The organism is Chryseobacterium endophyticum, from assembly GCF_056333165.1.
This window is the reverse complement of sequence record NZ_JBWGXE010000002.1, coordinates 60,434-82,757: the sequence shown is the minus strand read 5'-3', so window position 1 is coordinate 82,757 and position 22,324 is coordinate 60,434. Positions and strand designations below refer to the sequence as shown.

16 protein-coding genes are annotated in these 22,324 nt (G+C 42.3%); 1 reads left to right on the top strand and 15 read right to left on the bottom strand.

The genetic code is table 11. From position 1 onward, the window contains the following. Positions 1 to 578 precede the first annotated feature (578 nt). Positions 579 to 1,244, top strand: coding sequence for a S24 family peptidase (locus tag AC0N32_RS04870; RefSeq protein WP_476392736.1), 666 nt, complete (start codon positions 579 to 581; stop codon positions 1,242 to 1,244). 46 nt (positions 1,245 to 1,290) lie between these two features. On the opposite strand, the gene AC0N32_RS04865 is transcribed toward AC0N32_RS04870, so the two are convergent. The 15 genes from AC0N32_RS04865 to AC0N32_RS04795 all read right to left on the bottom strand — a co-directional run bounded on the left by AC0N32_RS04865 (position 1,291) and on the right by AC0N32_RS04795 (position 22,314). Further along, a complete protein-coding gene (locus AC0N32_RS04865; protein WP_476392735.1) occupies positions 1,291 to 2,244 on the bottom strand; it encodes a hypothetical protein in 954 nt (317 codons plus the stop codon). Between the two features lie 87 nt (positions 2,245 to 2,331). Then, on the bottom strand, positions 2,332 to 4,914 hold the full coding sequence (locus AC0N32_RS04860) for a PKD domain-containing protein (protein WP_476392734.1): 2,583 nt from the start codon (positions 4,912 to 4,914) through the stop codon (positions 2,332 to 2,334). A 126-nt stretch (positions 4,915 to 5,040) separates the two neighbouring features. Next, positions 5,041 to 8,241, bottom strand: a complete 3,201-nt coding sequence (locus tag AC0N32_RS04855; RefSeq protein WP_476392733.1) for an Ig-like domain-containing protein — start codon at positions 8,239 to 8,241, stop codon at positions 5,041 to 5,043. 13 nt (positions 8,242 to 8,254) lie between these two features. Continuing rightward, positions 8,255 to 11,041 carry a hypothetical protein gene (locus tag AC0N32_RS04850; protein ID WP_476392732.1) on the bottom strand — a complete coding sequence of 929 codons (2,787 nt, stop codon included), beginning with the start codon at positions 11,039 to 11,041 and terminating at the stop codon, positions 8,255 to 8,257. Between the two features lie 24 nt (positions 11,042 to 11,065). Beyond that, entirely contained in the window at positions 11,066 to 14,116 is a 3,051-nt protein-coding gene (locus tag AC0N32_RS04845) for a baseplate J/gp47 family protein (protein WP_476392731.1), read from the bottom strand. A gap of 89 nt (positions 14,117 to 14,205) precedes the next feature. Further along, the gene (locus AC0N32_RS04840; RefSeq protein WP_476392730.1) at positions 14,206 to 14,616 is read right to left on the bottom strand and encodes a GPW/gp25 family protein; all 411 of its coding nucleotides are present in this window, start codon (positions 14,614 to 14,616) and stop codon (positions 14,206 to 14,208) included. A 125-nt stretch (positions 14,617 to 14,741) separates the two neighbouring features. Beyond that, a complete protein-coding gene (locus tag AC0N32_RS04835; RefSeq protein ID WP_476392729.1) occupies positions 14,742 to 15,032 on the bottom strand; it encodes a PAAR domain-containing protein in 291 nt (96 codons plus the stop codon). Positions 15,033 to 15,034: 2 nt separating this feature from the next. Continuing rightward, positions 15,035 to 16,780 (bottom strand): type VI secretion system tip protein VgrG, encoded by a 1,746-nt coding sequence (gene vgrG / locus AC0N32_RS04830; protein WP_476392728.1) that lies wholly within the window; start codon positions 16,778 to 16,780, stop codon positions 15,035 to 15,037. A 1-nt stretch (position 16,781) separates the two neighbouring features. Then, positions 16,782 to 17,501 (bottom strand): CIS tube protein, encoded by a 720-nt coding sequence (locus tag AC0N32_RS04825; protein ID WP_476392727.1) that lies wholly within the window; start codon positions 17,499 to 17,501, stop codon positions 16,782 to 16,784. Next, the gene (locus tag AC0N32_RS04820) at positions 17,501 to 17,662 is read right to left on the bottom strand and encodes a DUF5908 family protein (RefSeq protein WP_175443634.1); all 162 of its coding nucleotides are present in this window, start codon (positions 17,660 to 17,662) and stop codon (positions 17,501 to 17,503) included. Before AC0N32_RS04820 ends, AC0N32_RS04825 begins: the two co-directional genes overlap by 1 nt. A gap of 190 nt (positions 17,663 to 17,852) precedes the next feature. Further along, on the bottom strand, positions 17,853 to 18,320 hold the full coding sequence (locus tag AC0N32_RS04815; protein ID WP_476392726.1) for a phage tail protein: 468 nt from the start codon (positions 18,318 to 18,320) through the stop codon (positions 17,853 to 17,855). Between the two features lie 2 nt (positions 18,321 to 18,322). Beyond that, a complete protein-coding gene (locus tag AC0N32_RS04810) occupies positions 18,323 to 18,754 on the bottom strand; it encodes a phage tail protein (RefSeq protein WP_476392724.1) in 432 nt (143 codons plus the stop codon). Between the two features lie 34 nt (positions 18,755 to 18,788). Further along, complete coding sequence (locus tag AC0N32_RS04805; RefSeq protein ID WP_476392725.1) at positions 18,789 to 20,102, bottom strand: phage tail sheath family protein; 1,314 nt, start codon at positions 20,100 to 20,102, stop codon at positions 18,789 to 18,791. 24 nt (positions 20,103 to 20,126) lie between these two features. Further along, the gene (locus tag AC0N32_RS04800; RefSeq protein ID WP_476392724.1) at positions 20,127 to 20,558 is read right to left on the bottom strand and encodes a phage tail protein; all 432 of its coding nucleotides are present in this window, start codon (positions 20,556 to 20,558) and stop codon (positions 20,127 to 20,129) included. 34 nt (positions 20,559 to 20,592) lie between these two features. Next, positions 20,593 to 22,314 (bottom strand): phage tail sheath family protein, encoded by a 1,722-nt coding sequence (locus AC0N32_RS04795; protein WP_476392723.1) that lies wholly within the window; start codon positions 22,312 to 22,314, stop codon positions 20,593 to 20,595. Positions 22,315 to 22,324 lie beyond the last annotated feature (10 nt).

Genomic DNA, 22,324 nt, shown 5'->3' with positions numbered 1-22,324 from the left:
AAGACATTTCAACAATGATTACAGGATCCGGCTGCTGAGGGTAATTTTTTTAAAAAGAACGCTGTATCGTCCTCGGATAAGGACTATTTTTGAATTTTGTCCACTCACTTAAATGAAGCTGTGACGATTTATCTGCAAGCAGTGTTTGTCAGTTCCATTTCCAGACTTATTATTCGAATAAAACAAAATATTGCCTTTCAAATAAAGCAGGAAACAAGACGAACTTTAATCATTTTATATGAACAAAAATCTTAACAACCCGTACAAAAAAGCGAACTTTTTACATTTAAAAAATATTAGAAGATATTTTTATTACGATCGGCGCCTGATACAATAAAAAGGGAAGCCTTCTAATCATTAAGTATAAAACCAGCATTTAACTTACTGATTACAAACATTTACCTAATATTAAAAATGTTTTTAAATATTAAATAAAAATTCAACCATCAATATAATTTCGTATATTTGCTGTGTTTCATTTTAACTTCGAAACAAATATACGAACATTGTTCGCTTTTCAAAGTATTATCATGAATATTTTTCACTTTTTTTAGTGAAACAACTGTAAAAAATTAAAAATGAACTATTTAGAATTCAAAGAAATCAGAAAGAAGCTCAATATGAAGCAGGCCGATATAGCAAAATCGATTGGAGTAGGCACCCGGGCAGTACAATATTGGGAAAAAGGCGAACGAAAGATCCCGGAAACTACTGCGTATTTTGTGACCAATTTACTTTTAAAGCAAGAAAAGAAACAAAATGAAGACAGCGCCTCTCCGCTCACTTTTTCAGATTTGAAAATAATGAATGTGCCGCTTGCCAACCAATACGCACAGGCGGGCTATCTGAGCAGATTTGCTGATGAAGAATACATCGAAAGCCTTCCGACAATACCTTTCACCGATGATGTGGAACACCGCGGTGAATATATGTGCTTTGAAGTAAAAGGCGACAGTATGGACGACGGATCCTACGAAAGCTACCTGGAAGGCGATATCCTTCTATGCAGGAACATCAGGCAGGATTACTGGATGAGCAAGCTCCATTATGACAAATGGGACTTCGTGATCGTTCACAAAGAAAAAGGCATCCTGGTAAAAAGAATCATCAACCACGATGTTGAAAAAGGCATCATTACCCTACATTCTTTAAATGAATATTATGATGATTTCGAAATCCATCTTCAGGATGTCGCCAAACTTTTCAATATCATAAGTACGAGACGCAAAAACAACAGACGATAACAAATAAAATCCTCACAGTGAGGATTTTATTTGTTTTAAACCATAATTAGTATAAACATCTGTAAGCGGAACGTCCGGTAATCTGGCCGGTGGCCGGATTGACATCATAAATCACGGAAGGATCCGCACTATGGAACCTGATCCATCTTATCCCGCTCCGGGCAAATCCCATACTTACTCCGCCGGGAACATCAAAGTCTGCAAGGTTTGCCGGTATTGCCGGTTTTTCAGGCGTTAATCCCAACGTATAAATATAGCTTCCTATCTGCGGAACGGGAGTCGTAAGGCTGACTTTCTTCATTAAAGGATTATCATTTATGAAGCAGATACTGGCTTTAAATTCAGAAATATCCGTAGGATCAACCCCTTCAAATGCACCCGAAACGCAATATGCGTCAACAAAAGGATAAAGAACTTTTTCCGCCACCCATGTTCCGGACCTGAACCCTTTGACATTCGACCACTCCGACACTTCAGATTCGGAACAGTGTTTTCTTGCCCTTATATACAACGAGGTGTTGTTTGGAATCGTTCCGTCATTCATTTCAATATTCTGTACCGGATCGTAATCGCTTCCCATGATCACTTTCAGCTGTACAATATTGCTGAAGCTGCTGTCTGTTGATATCTGATACTGTATTGCATAAAGATTTTCCGTATCCACAGAATAATTCATAATGATCTGATCGTTCTCCCCCAAAAATACATTCGAGATCAGCGGAGCTTTACAATCCAACGGATTACACTTGCCAATCCGGAAAGAAGCCGCACCTCTGGCAATAACTCCATTTACAGCGAGTTCCACCATCAGATCATATTCGCCCGGTTCATCAATTTCAGGAAGCTGAACCAAAGTAGCATCGCTCACCGGCAGTGGAGACGGGATATTGTATTCCGTAAAGGTCGGCGCGCTTTTCATTTTATAGAATGCAGTCGCTTTGGTAATCGGCATGGAAGATGTATATTTTGTCTTAAATGAAATTTTGCATGCTGCTGCCATTATATTATTTTTTATTGTTATTATATTTTTTAAAATCTAAGGGATGAACTGATGATCATCCCTTTTGACCTCTTACAAAGAATTTGGTTAACCTTCGTAAATCACATTAACGCTTACCGGCTCTGACCTGGCAAATAAGCCACTTTCAACATCCACGACGGTAAGCTGGAAAACATACGCTCCCACAACCAGGTCCATCACTTTCAGATCCGCTTTGTTGGCTCCGGAAAGAGTAACCTGAGGACCTTCAAGCTTCGCCCATGAATACATTAACGACGACGGCCCTTCACCACTTCCCAGCAATTCGAAATTTCCCTGTTTTAGAATGACGGTCTTGGGACCTGATGCACTGGCCTTTACTTCAGGAATAATGCCTTCACAACAATTCGTTCCTCCGTCTGAAAAATTGATGCCGTCTACCACCAATTTCGGAACTTCAGGCGCATCGTACCAGTCACTCAGCGTAATGGTCTGCGTACATCCTTTGCCGTCCACCTGTACTTTAACGGTCGGAATTCTGTCCGGCATCAGCCCGTAATAAGAGTAGAACACATGTCCGTCCTTATCAGGGTTTACCACCACCCATTCTCCGCTGTCGAAGAAATCCCAGGTATAAGTATAGTCTGAGAAACCTGATCCGGAGACCGTAAAAGTAACCTTCGTTTCCATGACCTCTCCTTTCGGGAAAGTTTCCGAATCCACAGCGATATCAATATCAGACTGCGGAACCACTTCAACAGAGCATGCCGTGGGTTTTCCGTTTACCGTAAAGCTGATGGCCTGATGATAGAGCCCGGGACTCACCTTCGACGGATTGAAATAATATTTACCGTCTATTTCTTCAACACCTCCGTTTAATCCTTCAGCCACAACAGCTTTCACGTCTCCATTCATTGGGAATACCGTGAAAGGTACACGATCTTCTTTTGAACAGAAAACAGAATCCGGCAACGAGAGTTTAACTTCAATTTTCGGTGTACAGCAAATGTAAGGAAGTGAAAAATCTGCGATAACGACAGGTGTTTTTAATGATTCGCAAACGATGACAAACGTACCTCCTTCTTTTACGCCACGCTTATGCTCAAGGCCCTGGTGCTTTTCCAGATATTCATTGAAATACGCCTTGAACATATCTTTATCGTTCGCCAATTCTTCCAAAGACAACACCATGACATCAAAATCAAGCTGCTGATTATTCCGGATTTTTGTAATCTCATCAAAAGCCCGCTGGTAAGATTTACCGATATGGCCCTCTATATTATAAAATGAATTTTTATCTTTATTAAAATTCAAAGGATTTTGTATATGAGCATCCGATGACAACAGACCGGTATCGTAACCGAGGTTATATCGGGACGAGCGATAACGGGTTTTATCAAAATTCCAGGCTTTTAAAAATTCCTCCGAAACTTTGTAATAAAAAGGAATCGCTCTGCTGCCGAGTGCTCCCGATTGAAGAGACGGCGTAACTTTAATCTGAGATCCAACCTCAAAACCACCTGAATAACTGAAGTTTTGAACCTGTTGCTTAAAGCGATTCATTAACACTTTCACTTTCTGCATAGCTTTATCATCATCCAGTACAGGAGAATGGTAAAACCGATGCCTGTTTGGATCTAGCTGAATATCCGGGATCAGTTTTCCGAGCATGATGTGTTTGGGAAAAGACAGAAAATCCGGAAAACACCTGGCAAACGATTGTGGCAAAGACAGGATGATTTCTGAGTAGGTATCCGTTAAGTCTTTCACAACATCATAAACGTACTGAAACCCTTTTGTTTGCGAAAGGCACTGCTTCAGTACGCTGGTGAAGCTTTCATGATTCACTGCAGGGATTCCCAGCAGCTGAGAAATGGCATTGACCTTTTTGAAAACTTCTTCCCCATAATTATTCTTTTCGAGAATATCCGAATAGAGGCTTTTTAAGTCTGAAAAGGAAAACTTCGTATCGGAGTCGTTTTCCAGAATAAGGCGTTCTGCAATCACGCGTTCAAGTTTCACATCCTGCATGATCCCTTTTAAAAATAAAGGATGAGGCTGGATCTTGTCTTTACCGGCAATGTATTTGATTCCTTCTTCTGTGGTAATCAAAACTTTGAGGTTCCTCACCTGTTGCATTCCGTGATTATCACAATCTACACCCCGGCAGGGTTTTACTTCTTTTTCGTAGCTTTCTAAATAAAGCAGGAGATATTTATCATCTGCATCAGTAAGTGTACTAATAGCCTGAAAATCAGACCCCGCTTCCTCCGCCGTTGCCAGTTCCCAAAGATCGATCTGTTCCGAACCCTGGTAAAAAGCAGGATATTTCACTTTAAAATTATCATAAACCTTAAAATGAGTATAGTTCATCCCATCTAAGTCAATGGTTTTCAAGTCACTTACATATGGCTCTTTACTTACATTATTTATTTTATTTAAGGTAAGCAGGTCACCATCCGTTGTGATGGCCACGCCCTGAGAAATCCGTATGCTGTTAAGAAGCCGGTCTTTATAAACAAGTTCCGGTTTCAGTCCGCAAACGATCCCTACGCCCTGAAGCATTACCCTTGACAAGCGGTCCTGGTCTTCAAAAAAATCAAGGAACTCGTTGAACTGGGTATGTTCTACATATTGTCCTTTGCTGAATTTGCGGTATTGGGTTGATATATTGCTTAATTGATTATTCATTATGATTCATTTTTAATGATTGATTAAGGTAATTCCCATAAGCTTCTCAGGCAGAGCTTTTTCTGCCCGAGAAGTTATGCTGGCTATTGAGAATAAAGTATTCCCGGTTACCAGAATTTTACCTTATTATTTATCGCTACCGCCACATCCGTTTTTAATGGCTGTTTCAATAGCACTTGCATTATAACTTGAGTTCCATGAACCTCCTGTTCCGTCGGCCAATTCTCTCCAGACATATCTTCCGTTGATCAGGCTATTCACACCTGCTCCCAATACGATCACTTTCACCGACTTTTCTACACATTTGTTCTTCAGCCTGATGATTTCATTGATATCCGTAGCGTCTGCCGTATCATCATTACCACCAGGAGTGATATCGGTGATGATAATAACGTACTTGGCGACACCATTTCTGAATTTACCGGCAAAATCATATTCCACCACTCTGCTTAGGGCCATATCGGTCGGTTCCGGAGCTCCATATCCTGATCCCAGAGCCATTCCGCCGCTATAGTTATTCATCTTGCCCAATTGAGCTTTAAAGGTAGATTCATTATTATCCGCCATTACTTCCATGGCCGTTATCCACTGGTATTTTGAATTAAGTCCTGTATTGATGAACTTTCGGGAAGGATTTAAGCTTGTGTAGGCTGCCGCAGTATGGTAGTTTGACACTGTTCCGGAGCCATATTCATCGGCCAATACGATCCCTAATCGATAAGCATTTGTACCGGACTGGCTTCGGATGGTCGAGATGATATTGGAGGCACCCGCTTTAGCAGCCTCAATCTGGGTTCCCATACTTCCGGTGTAATCGAAGATAAACACAACATCCATTCCCGAATCACATGGCGGCGGCGCTATGGTAATCGTCACCGTTGCGATATTACTGTCCAGTTCACCATCATTGATGTAATAGGTAAATGAATCCGTAAGACCTGTCGGATTGGTGTGGGTATATTTTATGGTGCCGTCAGGATTTACCGATGCTGTTCCGTTTGATGGCTGGGTTTTGATAAATACTTTTAACGGAGTATTCCCTAAATCATAATCATTGTCTTTAACGGCAATATCTATAATACCTCCGACTACTGTTGAGGCATGATCATTTACCGCTACCGGTGCCGATTTGATATCGATAAATACAGTCGCAATATTGCTGTCGTCTCTGCCGTCGTTCACACAGTAAGTGAATGAATCTTTAAGATTTTCAGAACCGTCGTGGGTGTACGTGAAGGTATTGTCGTTGTTCAGAACCACCGTTCCGTGAGCCGGGTTTGATTTTTTAATCACCGTTAAAATATCATTATCTGCATCGTAATCATTATCCAAAACAGGAATCACGACCGTTTTACCGATCATGCACGAAGCTTTTTCATCAGTAGCCACAGGCGGAATATTTGGTTTCTGCTTAGAACAGCACAGGTATGGAAGCGAGAAATCCGCAAGCACCTGGTTGTTCGTATCCGATTCGCAGATCAGAATAAAGGTTCCGCCAGGTTTTACACCGGCCAAATGCTCAAGTCCCGATTTTCTTTCTAAAAATTCACTGAGAAGCTCTGTGGTAATTTCTTCCTTGCGGACATCTTCTTTTACCACGGTTACTTCTTCTCCTGACGATCCGGCAACAGCTTTAAAATCTACCTTATTCAGCAATCTGAGCTGACTGTCTATTTTTGACAAGTTCAGCAAAGCACTTTTCGGGTCGACTTTTTCACGGCTGATATCTTTAGAGACGGATATCAGCTGTTTTCTGAGGTCTTCGATAGACACTTTTCTCGGTTCGGCAGACGGAATACTTTCAGGTTTTTCGCTTTTCCGCAGGATTAATACGGCAACGTCAAAAGCCAGCCCGTACTGTGCCTTAAGATCATTGATATTTTGTACCGCCGTTTCAAAAGGTAAATCCAGATGACCTTCAATCCTGTAAAAATCATGATCATCAATATTATAATTCAGCGGATTCTGAATAAAGTCATCACCGGCAAGATTCGCCGTGTGATAGCTTAAATTATAGGTTTCCCTGTCGGTTTTTGTTTTTTCATAATTCCATTTATTCAATAACAATTTATCGACATTGTAATAGTACGGAATAGCTTTCTCGCCTAAATTTACATAAAAACGGGAAGGCGTGATTTTTACAGGTCCGATATACGACTGAAATCCATTGATTTTCTGCACAAAACGGTTGGCCAGCATGATGAGCCTTTCGAAATTTTCATCATCAGCAGTCGCTACCGGTGAATGGTAGAAACCATGACGGTAAAGGGTACGTTCTCCCAATTCGAGCGACGCTCCCACGCGGCCCAAAAGCAGGTGTTTCGGGAATGAACTGATATCCGGGCAACATTCGGCATTGAGATCCAGGAGAAGTCCTTTGATTTCGTTATAGGTATCGATCAAATCTTTCAGGAGATCGTAGCGGTACTGATAATCGTCCAGCCTAAGCACACCGCCGGGATTCAATAAGGAATTCAGTTTACCGGTAAGATCCTGCCCTCCGAAGTTGAGGCCTATCTTGAAAGTTCCGGCGATAGCATTAAAACCTTTACTCAGATCTGCAATAGCCGAATTGGCATTCTGAAATTTTGCCTTTAAATCTGACGGGCGAACGACACTTGCATCCAGGATCACTCTTTTAGCCTCTATTTTTGGCAACTGGTCAAACAGCACCTGGTAAGCGTCATGCGATTTATAAATCGTATCTTTTGCATCACCGCCAGAGATGAGATTAAGTACCGCCTCTGAGTCGGCTAAGAGAACTTTGAGAAGGGAAACCTGCTCAGCCCCCGTATTGTCGCAATCGGCATCCTGACAGGGAGTTTCATCATTCGAATAGCTTTCCAGGTACAAAATGACCACTTTATTATAAATCGTGCTTCCGAGATTTTTTACAGGGTTAAATCCTTCTTTATTGGGCAATTTATCGTATTCATCGCTGGTAATGATTTCTGCGAGAGGTACTTGCTTACCGCCGATACGGAAATGTTTGTATTCCATTTCGTCGGTGTAATCTTTGTAATAGGTATAGCTTTGGGCATCAAAGCTTATGTTGACGTCCGATGTTTCTTCCAGTTTCTGACGGAGTGTTATCAGGTCTCCGTCTGTCGTCACACCGGCTCCCTGCGAAATAACAACAGCAGCCTCGGAATCTGAAGATACCGGTTTGAAACCACAGACCAGCCCTACTCCGCTCAATCTTGTTCTCGACAGCCTGTCCTGATCTTCAAAATAATCTATAAATTCATTTAATTGCCCGTCGGTTAACGCCTGATTTTCGTTGAACTTTCTATATTGGGTCGTTACATTATCTAATTTAGTATTCATTGTTTATCAATTTTTATAAGTTTGATTGTCCTAGTATGATTTTTCCGTCTAAACTGTCATTATCGTCCCTTTCACAATCCAGGAGCCTTCCCGGCCGGTAAATATTGTTCAGATTGGTAAGCGCAGTCAGTACATCGTGAATGCTGTTTCCGAGATTGGCCGTATTATTTTTCGATTTGTCCGAAAGGAATTGTTTAAAGGCTGTTTCAAATTCGGAAAGGTCGCTTTTGGCAGTCTGCGTTTCAGTAAGACGGTCTCCTACCCAACATATTTTAGCTAAGACATGCGCCGGAATTTCCTGCCTGATAACAGTTTCTGCATAACGCCTGAAATCAGGATCCTGGAAACGGTACGCATATCCCGGAAGAACAACGCTCACCCTGTAAGAATAAGGATCAAAAACATCGGTCTCGCAGTCTTCTTCGCACGAATGCATAAAGGTTTCGGAATATTCCACGGGATCTGTGGCGGCTAGGTCTTCGATATCGTACATCACTTTGAAAGTACGGTCGATCTCCATGCACCCGATGCCGCCCATCAGCCTGTAATCTTTTACCGCAGGCTTTAACAATAAATGTTCTACCAGGAACATACCTTCTTCCGTAAAGTTATATTTAAAATATTTTACGGCTTTAATCATTCCTTCTTTCAGAGCTCCCAGATTGGGGTACGGATTGGTTCTCCTGTGTGTGGCAATGACATTTTTCTGCGGGGAATCATCCACCACATCAAAATAATAGTTACCGCCACCCGAAAACCGGATGTTCATATTCCCGACGAAACAGGTATTATCCTGGCATGTTCCCAGGCTCTCAAGCACATTGCTAAGATCCTCCTCATCAATCTGGATGATCTGGTAAATCGCCTCATTGAGGTTTTTAGTGGCCGCATACTCAATCTCATAGCTTTTGATGGATGATAAAATGATATTGCCGTCGGCATCTTTTACTTTCCAGGTATAGCTTGGCTTATTGCCGCTTAATGTTTTCGTAATTAAAACCGGTGACTGGGATAAATTTCTTTGCGTGTAGTCTTTAATCCCCAGCAATCGCGATATTCTTTTCTGCGCCCCGGAAATATTGGTGGTATTCCAGAGATCTGAATTGCCAAACAATGTATAATTGTATCCGATCCCGCGGTCTTTGCTTAAAGAAGCATATTCGTTCAGGAAGTTCTGTTTGTTGTTGAGAACGATCTCATCGGCAGAATTTCCGTACAATGATTTCATCAGGAAGGTATAGTCGCTGAATGTCTCTGCGAAACGGGAAATGAGATGATCCAGTACTTCATTCCGGCGTTCGACACTGTTGTCCAGCTCTTCGTACAAAGAGTCGGTCAGTTCATCATCATTTTCTGAATAATGAGGTATCAGTTCGTCGAGTCCCTTGATGTTTTTCAGGGTCTGTGTGAAGTATGTTCTTTTCAGATTTCCATGTACACTTAAGACTTCTTTTACTTTTTCAAGATGCTTAAAATAACCCGCCAGGATTTGATCAAAAAACAGGAGATATCCCTTAAACTGTTTGGCCAGGGCTTCTCTTTCAGGCGTTTTATGGCCGATGATTCCTGAAGTTCCCACGCCGTAGGTATCCGGAAATTCATCAAGAATCGTCGCATAATTTGCGATATCATAAGAAGTTCCTTTCGGCAGGGATAATTCTCTGTTCTGCCTTGCATCTTCTCTCAGGACTTCTTCTTCGTTTTTAAGGTTCTGCAGGTATTCCCCGACCTTTTTATCATTTATATTTAAAGGAAGCGAACCTTTACTGTAGCTGAATGAACTTAGTTCACAGAGTTCGGGCTTTCTCCCTTTTTCAATGCAGATGAGCCAGTCGTTGGTCTGTTTGATCACATGATCACAGCCTGCAATGGAAATCTCGTGGATTTCTTTTACGCCGTCAATTTTCATGACTTCACTGATGATGTCAGAAAGACGTACTTCTCTTCTCAGTTGGCTGTTTTTAAGTTCTTCAGTATCAATAAAACCGTTGTCTAAAAGAGGGCCTTCGAAAATCTGATCGGTCGTCAAACCTTTGTCTAGCATTTGCTTTAAGGAATAAAAGTGAACTTCCGGCGAAAGGTAATTGCGGATTGCTTTTAATACTTTGGCATGCACCAGCTCTTCATCGGCCTTGTTTACCAATCCGATACGGGCGCACACCGCTACTTTCTGAATTTCAACTTCTTTTATTTCCGCCAGATCTTCGCAAAGACTTCTGTTGGCATGATAACGGTCCAGGATCTGAAGATTGACACTGGATTTCCCGCATCCTTCCGTCTCTTCGTCTAGGTCTTCGGCGTAGTCTACATAGAGGTCATACAAGCCTTTGATATCAAAGCTCTTCGTTTTATCGCCGATCGGTTTAAAATCCAGCTGACCTGTTTTACAATCCACATACAATGATTCATTGTTTGGCACCAGCCAGCAGTTGCGGATCGGTCTTTTGTGCCCGGAAGTAAAGTTGATGTCGATGAACAGCTTTCGGTAATCAAGTTCGGTTAAAGGTCTTGCAGGCAGAATTTCCGTAGCTTTTAAAAACTGGGTATGGATATCTGAATCTACGTCTTTAGAAGCCAGGATATCTTCCATGTTGAGGTTCATTCTCATACCGAGATCTGTGATGGCGTAGCTCAGAACTTCTAAGGTCGTAATACCGGGATCATGAGAATTATAATCTGTCCAGAGTTTCCCTCCTAATTTTTCTATGTATTCAATACCGGTCCTTCGCAGAAACTGAAAGTCGTTCTGATCTCCGGTTTCTACATTTTTGGGTATACTGATGTGCTTATTTTCTGACATGGTGATGTTTCTTCTTATTTATAATTAAATACATACTTGTTCTGCAATCGTAATTTGATGTTGTTTGGCAGATACGAGAATTGATTTCGGATCTACTTCTATTAGAGATTTTTTCTGTAAAATATCGTCCACCAGTATTTTGATCTCGTCGATGTAATCTACATAATACAGCTGTTCCAGGTAGGCAATCAGCTGGTTGACATTCAGTTCCACATTAAAATCAATATCCTTAGCCTCTGTAAAAGCCCACGGCGATATGTATTTTTTAATATCTTCATCCAGCTGTTTCATGTAAAATGTTTCGTCATACGGTTCAAAGAATTTCACTTTGGTCTGTATTTTCGCTTCTTTGTAATTCGGGTTAATGACCTGTGCCTTTATATGCATGGTATTCAATTCATTGACATAATTCTGAATCCTGCCCAGGCTTGCGCGGCTCACCCTCGGCTGATAGACGTCGAAAGCATTTTTATTCCTGATGTTCGGAACCACCATGAGCGTTACGTGTCCCGGAGCCATATATGAATTTTCAGAGGTGTGATTTAAGCATTTTACCTTAAAAACTTCGGGAAATTCCTGCAGGACCAGGCTCTCGTAATCCCACTGGGTAATCGCTCTGTGCTTGTGTCTCAGGCGTTCGCTCACCCTTCTGTAAAACTCCGTATCGGCTTCCTTATATTTTCCGCCAAAGGAATTATAGGGCTGCTCCACTTCTTTTATCTGAGGCACCCTCGTAATCAGTTTGGAAATGGTATTGGCCTCCAGACCGTTTTCCAGATGCGCCAGATCATTATCCTGATTCTCGAATGTGGCCAGCACCGCCTGTGTATAGATTCCCTGAATTTTGCAGACAGCATCATAACTCCTTCGGGATTTTGCCCTGATCCAGACCAATCCGTCGGTAAATCTTGTATGATTCATCTGAATATCTTTCGGAATTTTAAACTCCATAATACCCGATTCCAGGAATTTCCGTGTTTCGTTTTTCAAAATGCTTTTCGATAAATCGATCCAGGAATTACCCGAAAGGATGTGCCATTCGATAAACTCCTTCTCGTCTAATGGATCTGCCAGAGCATTTTCACTGCCTTCCAGCATCTGGATCAGCAGGGAAACGGTTGTCTGAGGCGTAGCTTCCAGCCCGATATATAATTCACCTCCGTTTTGGTGGACAGGCATTATACTTCTGGTTTCCAAATCTTTTTCATACTGTCCGAATGCATCTTCATGATACAGTTGCAGATCTTCGCTTTTGGAAGCTTCTCCCGCGGAATCTTTTCCTAAATAGGAATAGGCGGTTTCACTCGCGCTGTAATTCAGTTCGATATCTTCGGCGAAAGGAATGTACGGCTCGTTCGGAATGAGTTTTTCACTTGTCGGTTTGCTGGATAATGCCAGGGTGTACAATTTCGGATAAACATCCTGTAATGCCGATTGGTTCAGCGTTAATCTGATTGCCTCGGAAGTCCCGGATTCATGGCTTGTATTGAAGATCGAAAATTGTGTTTTATAGCCGTTTTCCGATTTTTTGAATAATTCAAGATCCTTACCTTTTTCTTGCCAGATTTCTCTTTCCAGGAGCGCTGTATCTGCCCTGAAATAGGCATCGGAGCGAACAATGGAAGTGTTTTTCAGGCCTTCGAAAACATTTAAACTGATATTTTGATTCGGCTGAATGATGTATCCGCTGTAAAGATCCTTTATCGAATCGGGTGTATTTTTCCAGTTGATGGTAATCTCTGCGTTCTGCCATTTTTTGGAGAACATCTCAGGGCATTTAATGTAGAAATTTGATCCTTTTACAGGCTGTGCCGTGAACGGGTAATAAGGTTTTTCAGCATTCAGCGTACTGCTGTCGTTTTCGAGCTGTATCGATTTCACTCCTTTTACATCAACGGATACTTCTACATTTTTCACCATTTTTTCGGAAAATGCTTCATACACATCATAATATTTTTCACCTTCAATGATGAATCTTACCACTGGAAAACCGGTCTGAAAAGTCTGCATTAAAACATCTTTGTTATAAGGCACCACCGCCGGAAAATCCTTCGATAAAGTAAAAGAAAGCTCCAGCTGATTTTCGTCATTTCTCAGGCAGCTCAGCACAATGCCGGACAGCCAGTCTTTTTCGCCGCTGCACAGCACCCTGATGTTATTCTCAATATCTGCTGTCGACAGGTTTTGCAGTTTCCCGGTCGAATTTTTAATAAAGTCGATTTTTATATTGACGGTTCTTTCTCCTTCTTTCAAATCAAATAATGAAGAGGCCACTGAAAATCCAAGCTTTGCTTCCGGCAATACTTTATACATTGATTTATCAGAATTTGTTTCATCGGCGTTGTATCCGAATGGCCACCAGTAATTGCTTTCTTCAGGAAGTTTATCTCCCAGTCCGTCGGCTGAATTGGCAACCTGAGCCATCCTGAGTTCCCTCTTTTTAGCATCATTCAAAAAACTTTTGATCTCCTTCACTTTCGCCTGGTTGGCAATAAGCTCTTCATTTGTTTTATAAACGCGCTTTTTACCGCCGGCATCTTTGCCGCCATCAAGGAGGGTTCCGCCGGGAATTCTCTCCTGAATTGCTTTTTTGGCCAGCTCGAAAATCACATACGCTTTATCCGGCCGGGCATCATTTTTTTCAATCTGCAGAATTTCGTTATAATAGAAATCCAGATGTCTTTTGGTTAAATTATTAAAGGCTTTTTTAGAGAAATCCAATAATTTCAGGAAGCAGACAAATAAAGTAAGATGAGGAGTCAGGCTGCTGTCCTGCTCAAATTGGGAAATAAGGTCTGTAACCTGTTTTTTCATACTTTTATACTCAACGCTTTCCCTTCTCGGGATGGCATTGGCATCATCACCCAGGAAGAAATTTCCCCAGTTTCCTTTTGGTGTTGTATTATCATTCTTATCGAAATAGTTTACACGCTGTGCAAAGTTGTTTGCGAATAACAGCCAATCAAACAAATCGAAATCGTGTAATTCCAGATTTCCCGGATCCAGCTCTGCTAAAAAGCGCTGCATTTGTGATTTTCCTTCACGATAATGTGAAAATGTATCTGTTTTTTTCATTTTTTTATATTTATCTATCTATGGTAAGATGCAATACTTGATGTAGGTTTCGGTTGTATTTAAAATGGCTACAGACATCCCGTCATTCATTATATTTCGGTAGCTTCTCCTTTGTAGAAAGGAAAAACCATATTGCTTCTTGTATTCGTATTTCTTACTTCGTAGTTAATCTGTATCAGAACTTCACCTTCAAGCTCTTCCTGGGCATCAATCTCGATACTCAGAATATTGATTCTGGGCTCGTGATATAAAATGGCGCGCTCAATGATCCCTTTCATCTGAGTGATCAGCGTGATATCCAGCGGCTTAAAGAGCATTTCCTGCAGGTCGCACCCATAGTTCGGGAGCATGACGCGTTCCCCCGGGCGTGTTGACAGCAGAATTATGAGGCTGTTGTTAATATCCTCTACATCTGAAGTCATGGCCAGTTTTCCTTCAGTTTCATTAAACTCAGGCGGAAAACTCCAGCCTGTTCCTAAAAAATCTGTATTTATTTTCATACGTTATTGGTTATATTTAATAGTAACATCAAGCATCTTAAACATTGATTTAATTGTTGTTATGGTACTTTCATTCTGTTTGCGGGCAGTTTATATTTAAATATGATTTATGCTGATTTAAAATATTATCCACCGATCAGAACGGTAGGTTCGCCTGCGGAAATGACACCCCCATGAGCTGTTGAATCTCCCATTCTGGCCGCCGGTTTCCCACCGATCAGAACACTTGAAGATCCTGAAGCAATGGTATCCGTCGGACCGGTGCACACGGCTTTGTCTCCCACTCTTGCAGCGGGTTTTCCTCCGATAAGTACGGTAGGTTCTCCTGCAGGGATGATGGGCCCGCCCACATGCGGAACGTTTCCTGTCACCATCGGACAGGTGTGCATATCTGTAATTCTTGCTGCCGGTTTCATGATTAATTGATTTTTACCTGAGATCCTTTTACAACCGTTACCGCTCCCGATTTCAATTCGGAACCTGAGCTTCCTTCGGCTTTTAACTGGGCACTGGCTTTCACATTGATGTTGACGCCTTCCATACTGATGTCGCCTTTTGCTTTGATTTTAATGTCTTTCGAACTTTCGATGCTGATTCCGTCTTTATTAAGCGTCAGGCTGTTCGCATGTTCATCTTCTATTTTGATGATATCCGCGTCTTCGTCTACGGTTACTTTTTTACCTTTCGGAGTTTCCAGGGTGTAGGAAATTTTATCGTCGTTGAAGATCATTTTCATTTCGCTGCGGGTCACAAATCCTTTTTCATGATTGTCATCCGAAGCGACAATAGGCGCAGGCTTTGTACTGCTGTTCAGCATTCCCAGGACTACGGCGTCATTGGGATCATCATTGATAAATCCGATAATTACTTCATCACCGATTTCCGGTCTGAAAAACGATCCTCTGTTTTCCCCGGCATCCAGAGTGGCTATTCTTGACCAAATTCCCTCTTCTTCGCTGTTGATGATCGGTATCTGCACCAGAATCCGGTCTTCACCATCCGGATCCGATTCGAGCTGTGAAACGATCCCGACGTGCAGTCCGCTGATGGCAGGAATAATTCCCGAACCCGGCATTTCACTCACATCATAGGTTTCTGAAAACCAGGTGGGAGAAAGGCCGAACTGTGCGTCTACCAGCCAGTTTCCGTCTATGATTTCGTGACGTACTCCTGTAACGTATATTTTACCGTTGAACCGGTTTCCGACTCCCTGAAGAGTCAGTGAAACACCCGGCTTTACCGATGGGATCCCTTGAAATTTTACCCTTCCCCTTGTTTTGGCGAGTTGCTGAAAAGTTGCTTTGGCATCGCCCCACTCCTGTAATTCGCCCTGAGTGAGATTTCCCCCGTGCTTCAGCTGTAAGTCTTCAATTCCGAAAACTTTTGCCAGATCTCCGGAAGAAAGATTCCCATTGAGTTTGATGGCCGGATCTTTGGCTTCTGCCTCCGTAAGTTCCTGATCGGTATAGCTCCACGTTTTAGCGGTAATTTTGCTGAACTGGTCCCGGGCGTCGATTTCACCGTCAAATTCATGGACGGATGATCCGTATACTACCGTTTCCACTGCTTCGCCACTGAAATTGGGTTTGGCGACTTTTATGGTTCCGTCTTCCACAAAGCAGAGTTTTCCGTTGGCCTGTGCTCGGGTCAGCATAAAATCCCAGTCCGAAGCCTGGTACTGAACCAGCTCTTTGTGTAAATTCTGGGTGGCTTCTACCTCGGCAGTCGCGCCGCTGTTCCCGATCAGCTCTTCCATGATGTCGCTGTCTTTGCTGTCGTAGAAATATTTGCTTTTTCTCCCCAGCGTCATTTTTACGGCCTTATCCCTGCACTCGATGATGAGGTAGGAAGAACCGTTTCTCACTCTGATATTATGTTTTACCACAACCCCTTTAAAGATGGTTTCTTCTTCAGAGTGATAACCTGCCGTGATCTCAATTTCTTTCCCGGGGATTAATAAATCTTCATTGCTTAATTTGAAATCCTGCTCCGGTACGCTTCCGTCTAAAACCACGATGCGGGCATACGGGATCCTGTTGACCTCTTTTTCTACGACAATGCTTTTTACTCCGTATTTTCCGGGCAGTTCCGTACCTCCGGACATCACTTTAAAAGTAATCAGATCCGGATTTTTTGCTGTTTGTATATATCCGCTGTTATTCATGTTATGAAACTTTTTCTAGTGGCGGAAAAAACAGTTCCTGCCCGGGAATTAATTGCCTGAAATTGATCAGACCGTTTACTTTCGCAACCTCCAGATAGTATTTGGAATCGCCATAGATTTTCTCGGTCATTAAGGGTAAGGTATCTCCTGCCTGTACGGTTCTTTTGTGGGTAAGGTCGGGTGAGGTATTCTTCTTCTCTGCAGCCTCTAACTTAGGGCTGATGGATTCACTAAATTTTGCTTTTCCGATAGCCCTGAGCGGTTTTCCTTCGTTGTCAAACAACTTATATTCTACCGTAAATTCTGCCAGTACACCTTTAAATTCAAAATCGCCCCAGTTGATAATAATGTTGTAAGGCTTATGAATAGGGCCTGCAACCTGGCCCGTAGCTTTATAAAAGGCATCAACCTGATCTTTTACGGATGTTTTCTTAAATGCCTTTCCTTTGATTTTGTTGATCAGTTTATTCCCCGTATAGGCTTCTGTGACGCCGGTTCCGTCAAATAGAAATTCTAATTGCAAATCGGTTGAGGGCGAAGCGACATATTTTGCATCGGTTTTGGCAGCTCCTGGTAACAGCGGGGTTTCAAGCTCTGTTTTATAGGTTACGGAATACCCTGTAGGATTGATAAATGCTGTAAAAGCATGATTTTCAATTCTCTTATCATAATCAGAATTTTCATAGGTTCCGATCGTAAGTTTTTGAAGTGCTCCTTTCATTATCTTTCTTTTTTACGTTGTTGAATATTTACGGCCTGCTCTACACTTTCACTCACAGCCCGCATGATCTTTGCTTCATCTGCTGATGAAGCGGTGGTCGCTGCTGCTGTTTTCTCGTCCACATTTATTTTAATGTGAAGCTCTTTTATTTCTATTGGCATTTTGTTTGTTTTTAATTGATTTTAAATATTAAAAATCAATGATTTAACATTTATTTTTAAAAAAATCTAAGCACATAAAGAGGGTGTTAGTCCTATGATAGACCAATCCGTTGTTGATTTTTGCAAAATATTGTGCTGAAAGTTATCCTGAGGCCGACACGCTTTCGTGCGCTTAGATTTGATTCAGAAATTACAAGCCTAAACTTGCTAACGATGTGGGTATGGTGAAATATCTGTATTTCAGCTCTATCGTTTCAATAGCTAATTTGCTTTCTTCCGCGTTGAATTCTGAAACTTCCCATCTTACCGGGTATGCTCCAACGACGTTCCAGACCATCAGGGGTGCGGTAGACTGCAGCCCTCCGTAAAGAGAAACGATGAGATCCCGCGGTTCAAATTCGAAGTTTTCCATGGCATTTCTGCACCAGCTTATCAGTCCGGAACTTACCAGGAGCCCACGTTTTAAAACTAAATTGGGATATTTCGGCCTTAGGGGAAGCTGATGAACAAATCGGTTCTCGCCGCCCTCGGCATATTCTTCGGTTGGAATGTCTGTGGATAAACCAGATACAGACTGAAATCTGGAGTCAATACCCTCTGTTGTTGAAATCCCGTTAACGATAAAAGAGAAACTGGTTGGAGGATATAAAAGAGCCATGATTAGTTATTTTCAATAGTTAATCCCTCGTGTGCCAGTTCCAGGGTTTCGATAGCCACTTCATTGCCTTCTGCTTTAAGATCAGTAGACTGCATTTTCAAAGGGAAGGCATTTTTCACTTTCCACGTAACAGCAGGCTCTCCGTTCTCATCCAAAAGAGAAATCGTAATCGGTCTGCGCTCTACCGTATTCAATTGAATCGACTGGAACCATTCGAAAAACTCATTGTCTTGTTTGAAAGTTCCTCTCTTTAAAGTAAGGTTGCTGTAAACCCTTAAGCCAGGCATTTTCTTTTTGCTGAAATCCGGGCTTGCTCCATCTCTGTACTCGATAAGACCTGCTTCTACATTCAGTCCAGATACTTCCTGAAAACCTACCTTCGTTCCGCCCCAATCTACTTCAAAGGCAAACTTTACTAATGGATATGTATTCATAATGATTTATATTTAATTGTTATTTGGTTTAATGTTATGATTCCTGTAATTTGTGTGAAAAACGAAGCACGATGAATTCTGCCGGACGTACCGCAGCCATACCGATCTCGATATTCATTCTTCCTTCAAGGATATCCTGGGCAGACATGGTTTTGTTTAAACCAACGCTTACATAATAGGCTTCTTCAGGCTTGCTTCCTGCCAAAGCGCCATCCTGCCACTGCTGGTTCAGGAAGTTCTCGATCATGGTCTGTACCCTGATCCATGTATTGGCGGTATTCGGCTCGAAAACGAAACGTTCCGTTGCTTTTTTCACAGATTCTTCCACCATGTTGAAGAAACGGCGTACCGAGATGTATCTCCACTCGTTGCTGTTGCCGTCTAATGTTCTGGCGCCCCAAACCAAAGTTCCCTTTCCGGTAAACGTTCTGATGGCGTTGATGGATTTTCCTGAAGTTGCATCCACATTAAGGCTTTCCTGGTCTTCGTGAGAAATTTTTTCGGTCGGTGATACCACATAGTTCAGTCCCACATTGGCCGGTGCCTTGAACACGCCTGCGTTGCTGTCTATTTTAGCATAAATACCTGCCATTGAAGAAGATGGAGCCATAACTACTTTTTTAGATTCCATTGCATTTTTTGCCAGGTTGTATAGTTCCGAATCATGGGTTTTCCAGTATTCCAGAGACTTATTATCAATCAAAATGGCCGGATCATAAGCATAGCTTAAGACTGTTTCTAATTTCGGGTGATAAGCTGCACCGTATTTTAAAGCTTTGGTAACACCGGTTCTGAAATCACCGACCGTTCCGACAACATCCATGATCACAAATCTGTCTTTTAAGTCTTCCGCCTGATCTAAGGCCTGATTATACAACGCATAAGCACTTGCTCCTAAGTATTCAGCATCCGGGAAAACAATAAGCGTCGGCTCGTCTTCTTTTTCTAATGTTTTCAGTCCGAACAATAAACTGCCGGCAGTCGTTTCGTTTCCTAACGAAGGATTTGATCCGTATCCGCTTACAGAAACGATATAACATGGTCCCCCGCCGTTGGCGAAATACATCTGCATAGCGTAGTACATTTTGAAAGGACTTGGTGAAAGATTCGCACTAACACTTCTTGGTGCGTCATCGGTTGCTGCAGCAATATCAAAGGTGAAAGCTTCATTTTTTGCTTTACCGAAAAGAGTTTCGTATTCCAGCATGGAAGAGATCCTTGTCGGCTCATTTCTGGGTCCTTTATCGGTATGCCCGATAAAAGCAGGAATAGCCGTTTCTACTTGTGCTACAGAGGGTGGAAATTTTGACAATTCCTCTACGTAGACTCCGGGTGTTTTGTAATTCATTTTTTTAGATTTTTAAATTAATAATTAGTTATTTTCAATAGTTAATCCCTCGTGTGCCAGTTCCAGGGTTTCGATAGCCACTTCATTGCCTTCTGCTTTAAGATCGGTAGACTGCATTTTCAGAGGGAAGGCATTTTTCACTTTCCACGTAACAGCAGGCTCTCCGTTCTCATCCAAAAGAGAAATCGTAATCGGTCTGCGCTCTACCGTATTCAATTGAATCGACTGGAACCATTCGAAAAACTCATTGTCTTGTTTGAAAGTTCCTCTCTTTAAAGTAAGGTTGCTGTAAACCCTTAAGCCAGGCATTTTCTTCTTGCTGAAATCCGGGCTTGCTCCATCTCTGTACTCGATAAGACCTGCTTCTACATTCAGTCCAGATACTTCCTGAAAACCTACCTTCGTTCCGCCCCAATCTACTTCAAAGGCAAACTTTACTAATGGATATGTATTCATAATGATTTATATTTAATTGTTAATTTGTTTAATGTTATGATTCCTGTAATTTGTGTGAAAAACGAAGCACGATAAATTCTGCCGGACGTACCGCAGCCATACCGATCTCGATATTCATTCTTCCTTCAAGGATATCCTGGGCAGACATGGTTTTGTTTAAACCAACGCTTACATAATAGGCTTCTTCAGGCTTGCTTCCTGCCAAAGCGCCGTCCTGCCACTGCTGGTTCAGGAAGTTCTCGATCATGGTCTGTACTCTGATCCATGTATTGGCGGTATTCGGTTCGAAAACGAAACGTTCCGTCGCTTTTTTCACAGATTCTTCCACCATGTTGAAGAAACGGCGTACCGAGATGTATCTCCACTCGTTGCTGTTGCCGTCTAATGTTCTGGCGCCCCAAACCAAAGTCCCCTTTCCGGTAAACGTTCTGATGGCATTGATGGATTTTCCGCTTTCGGCATCTATATTCAGCTTTTCCTGTTCTTTATCGGAGATTTTCACTACGGGAGCCTCTACCAGATTTAAACCCAGATTAGCAGGTGACTTCCATACGCCGGCCGTACTGTCTACTCTGGCATAAACGCCTGCCATTGAGGAAGACGGAGCCATTACCACTCTTTTAGATTCAATAGCTTTTTTAGCCTGATTGTACCATTCTGAATTCGCAGATTTTAAATCCTTCAAATTTGAGATCCCCGATGCGCCGGTCACCAAAACTTCAGCATCATTGAAAGCATAATTTAAAACCGTCTTTAATTTCGGGTGGTACGCAGCCCCATACTTTAAGCCTGATGCATTAACTCTATTTCTGAACGTAGCATCATCTCCAAGAACATCCATGATCACAAATCGGTCTTTCATCAATTCTGCCTGGTTAAGGGCAGTGTTATACACAGAATAAATCTCGGATACAGATGTAGGTGAGCTGGCTTCAGTAACATCATCTGCATGCTGAGCAGCAAGAGCTACCAACGCTGCAGCCGTCGTAAGATCAGCCTCATAAGCATCAGCCACCGCTTTGGCAGCAGCTTTAACGGAAACCAACGTAGCACCGGTAAGGTCAGCCGCAGTATCGGCAGCTTCTATCACCGCCTGGGCAGCCTGAGCAGCAGCAACTTCGCTAAGATCATTAGGATCCGTAATTTCATAATCATCGGCAACAGCCTTTGCCGCAGCCACCGCAGCAGCCACATCGGCACCATTGACGGCATCTGAAACAGCTTTAGCAGAAGCTTTAGCGGCAGTAGCCTGGTCCTCATGATCTTCTGCAGCCTGATGGGCAGAATTGGCAGCCGCAACCTCACCAACCGTAGCCACCCTATTCTGAATATCAGGGAAAACGATAAGCGTCGGCTCGTCTTCTTTTTTCAGCGACTCAAGACCTTTGAGTAAAGTTTTATCCGAGGTGTTAGATTCTACCAGAACGGGATCTGAGTAACTTCCTACAGAAACGATATAGCACGGTCCTCCGCCATTGGCAAAATACATCTGCATGGCGTAGTACATTTTAAAATCGCTTAGTTTGGGCTGTGTCGCGGTGGCCACACCGTCTTTGAAAGCTACCGCAAACTTTTCAGGATTTGCTTTACCAAAAAGCTGTTCGTATTCCAACATAGAAGAGATTCTTGTCGGCTTATTCGTCGGGCCGTATGCTGTATGTCCCACAAAAGCAGGAATGGCCGTTTCAACTTGCGCTACGGAAGGCGGAAATTTTTCCTGTTCCTCCACATAGACTCCAGGGGTTTTGTAATTCATTTGTTAAAAT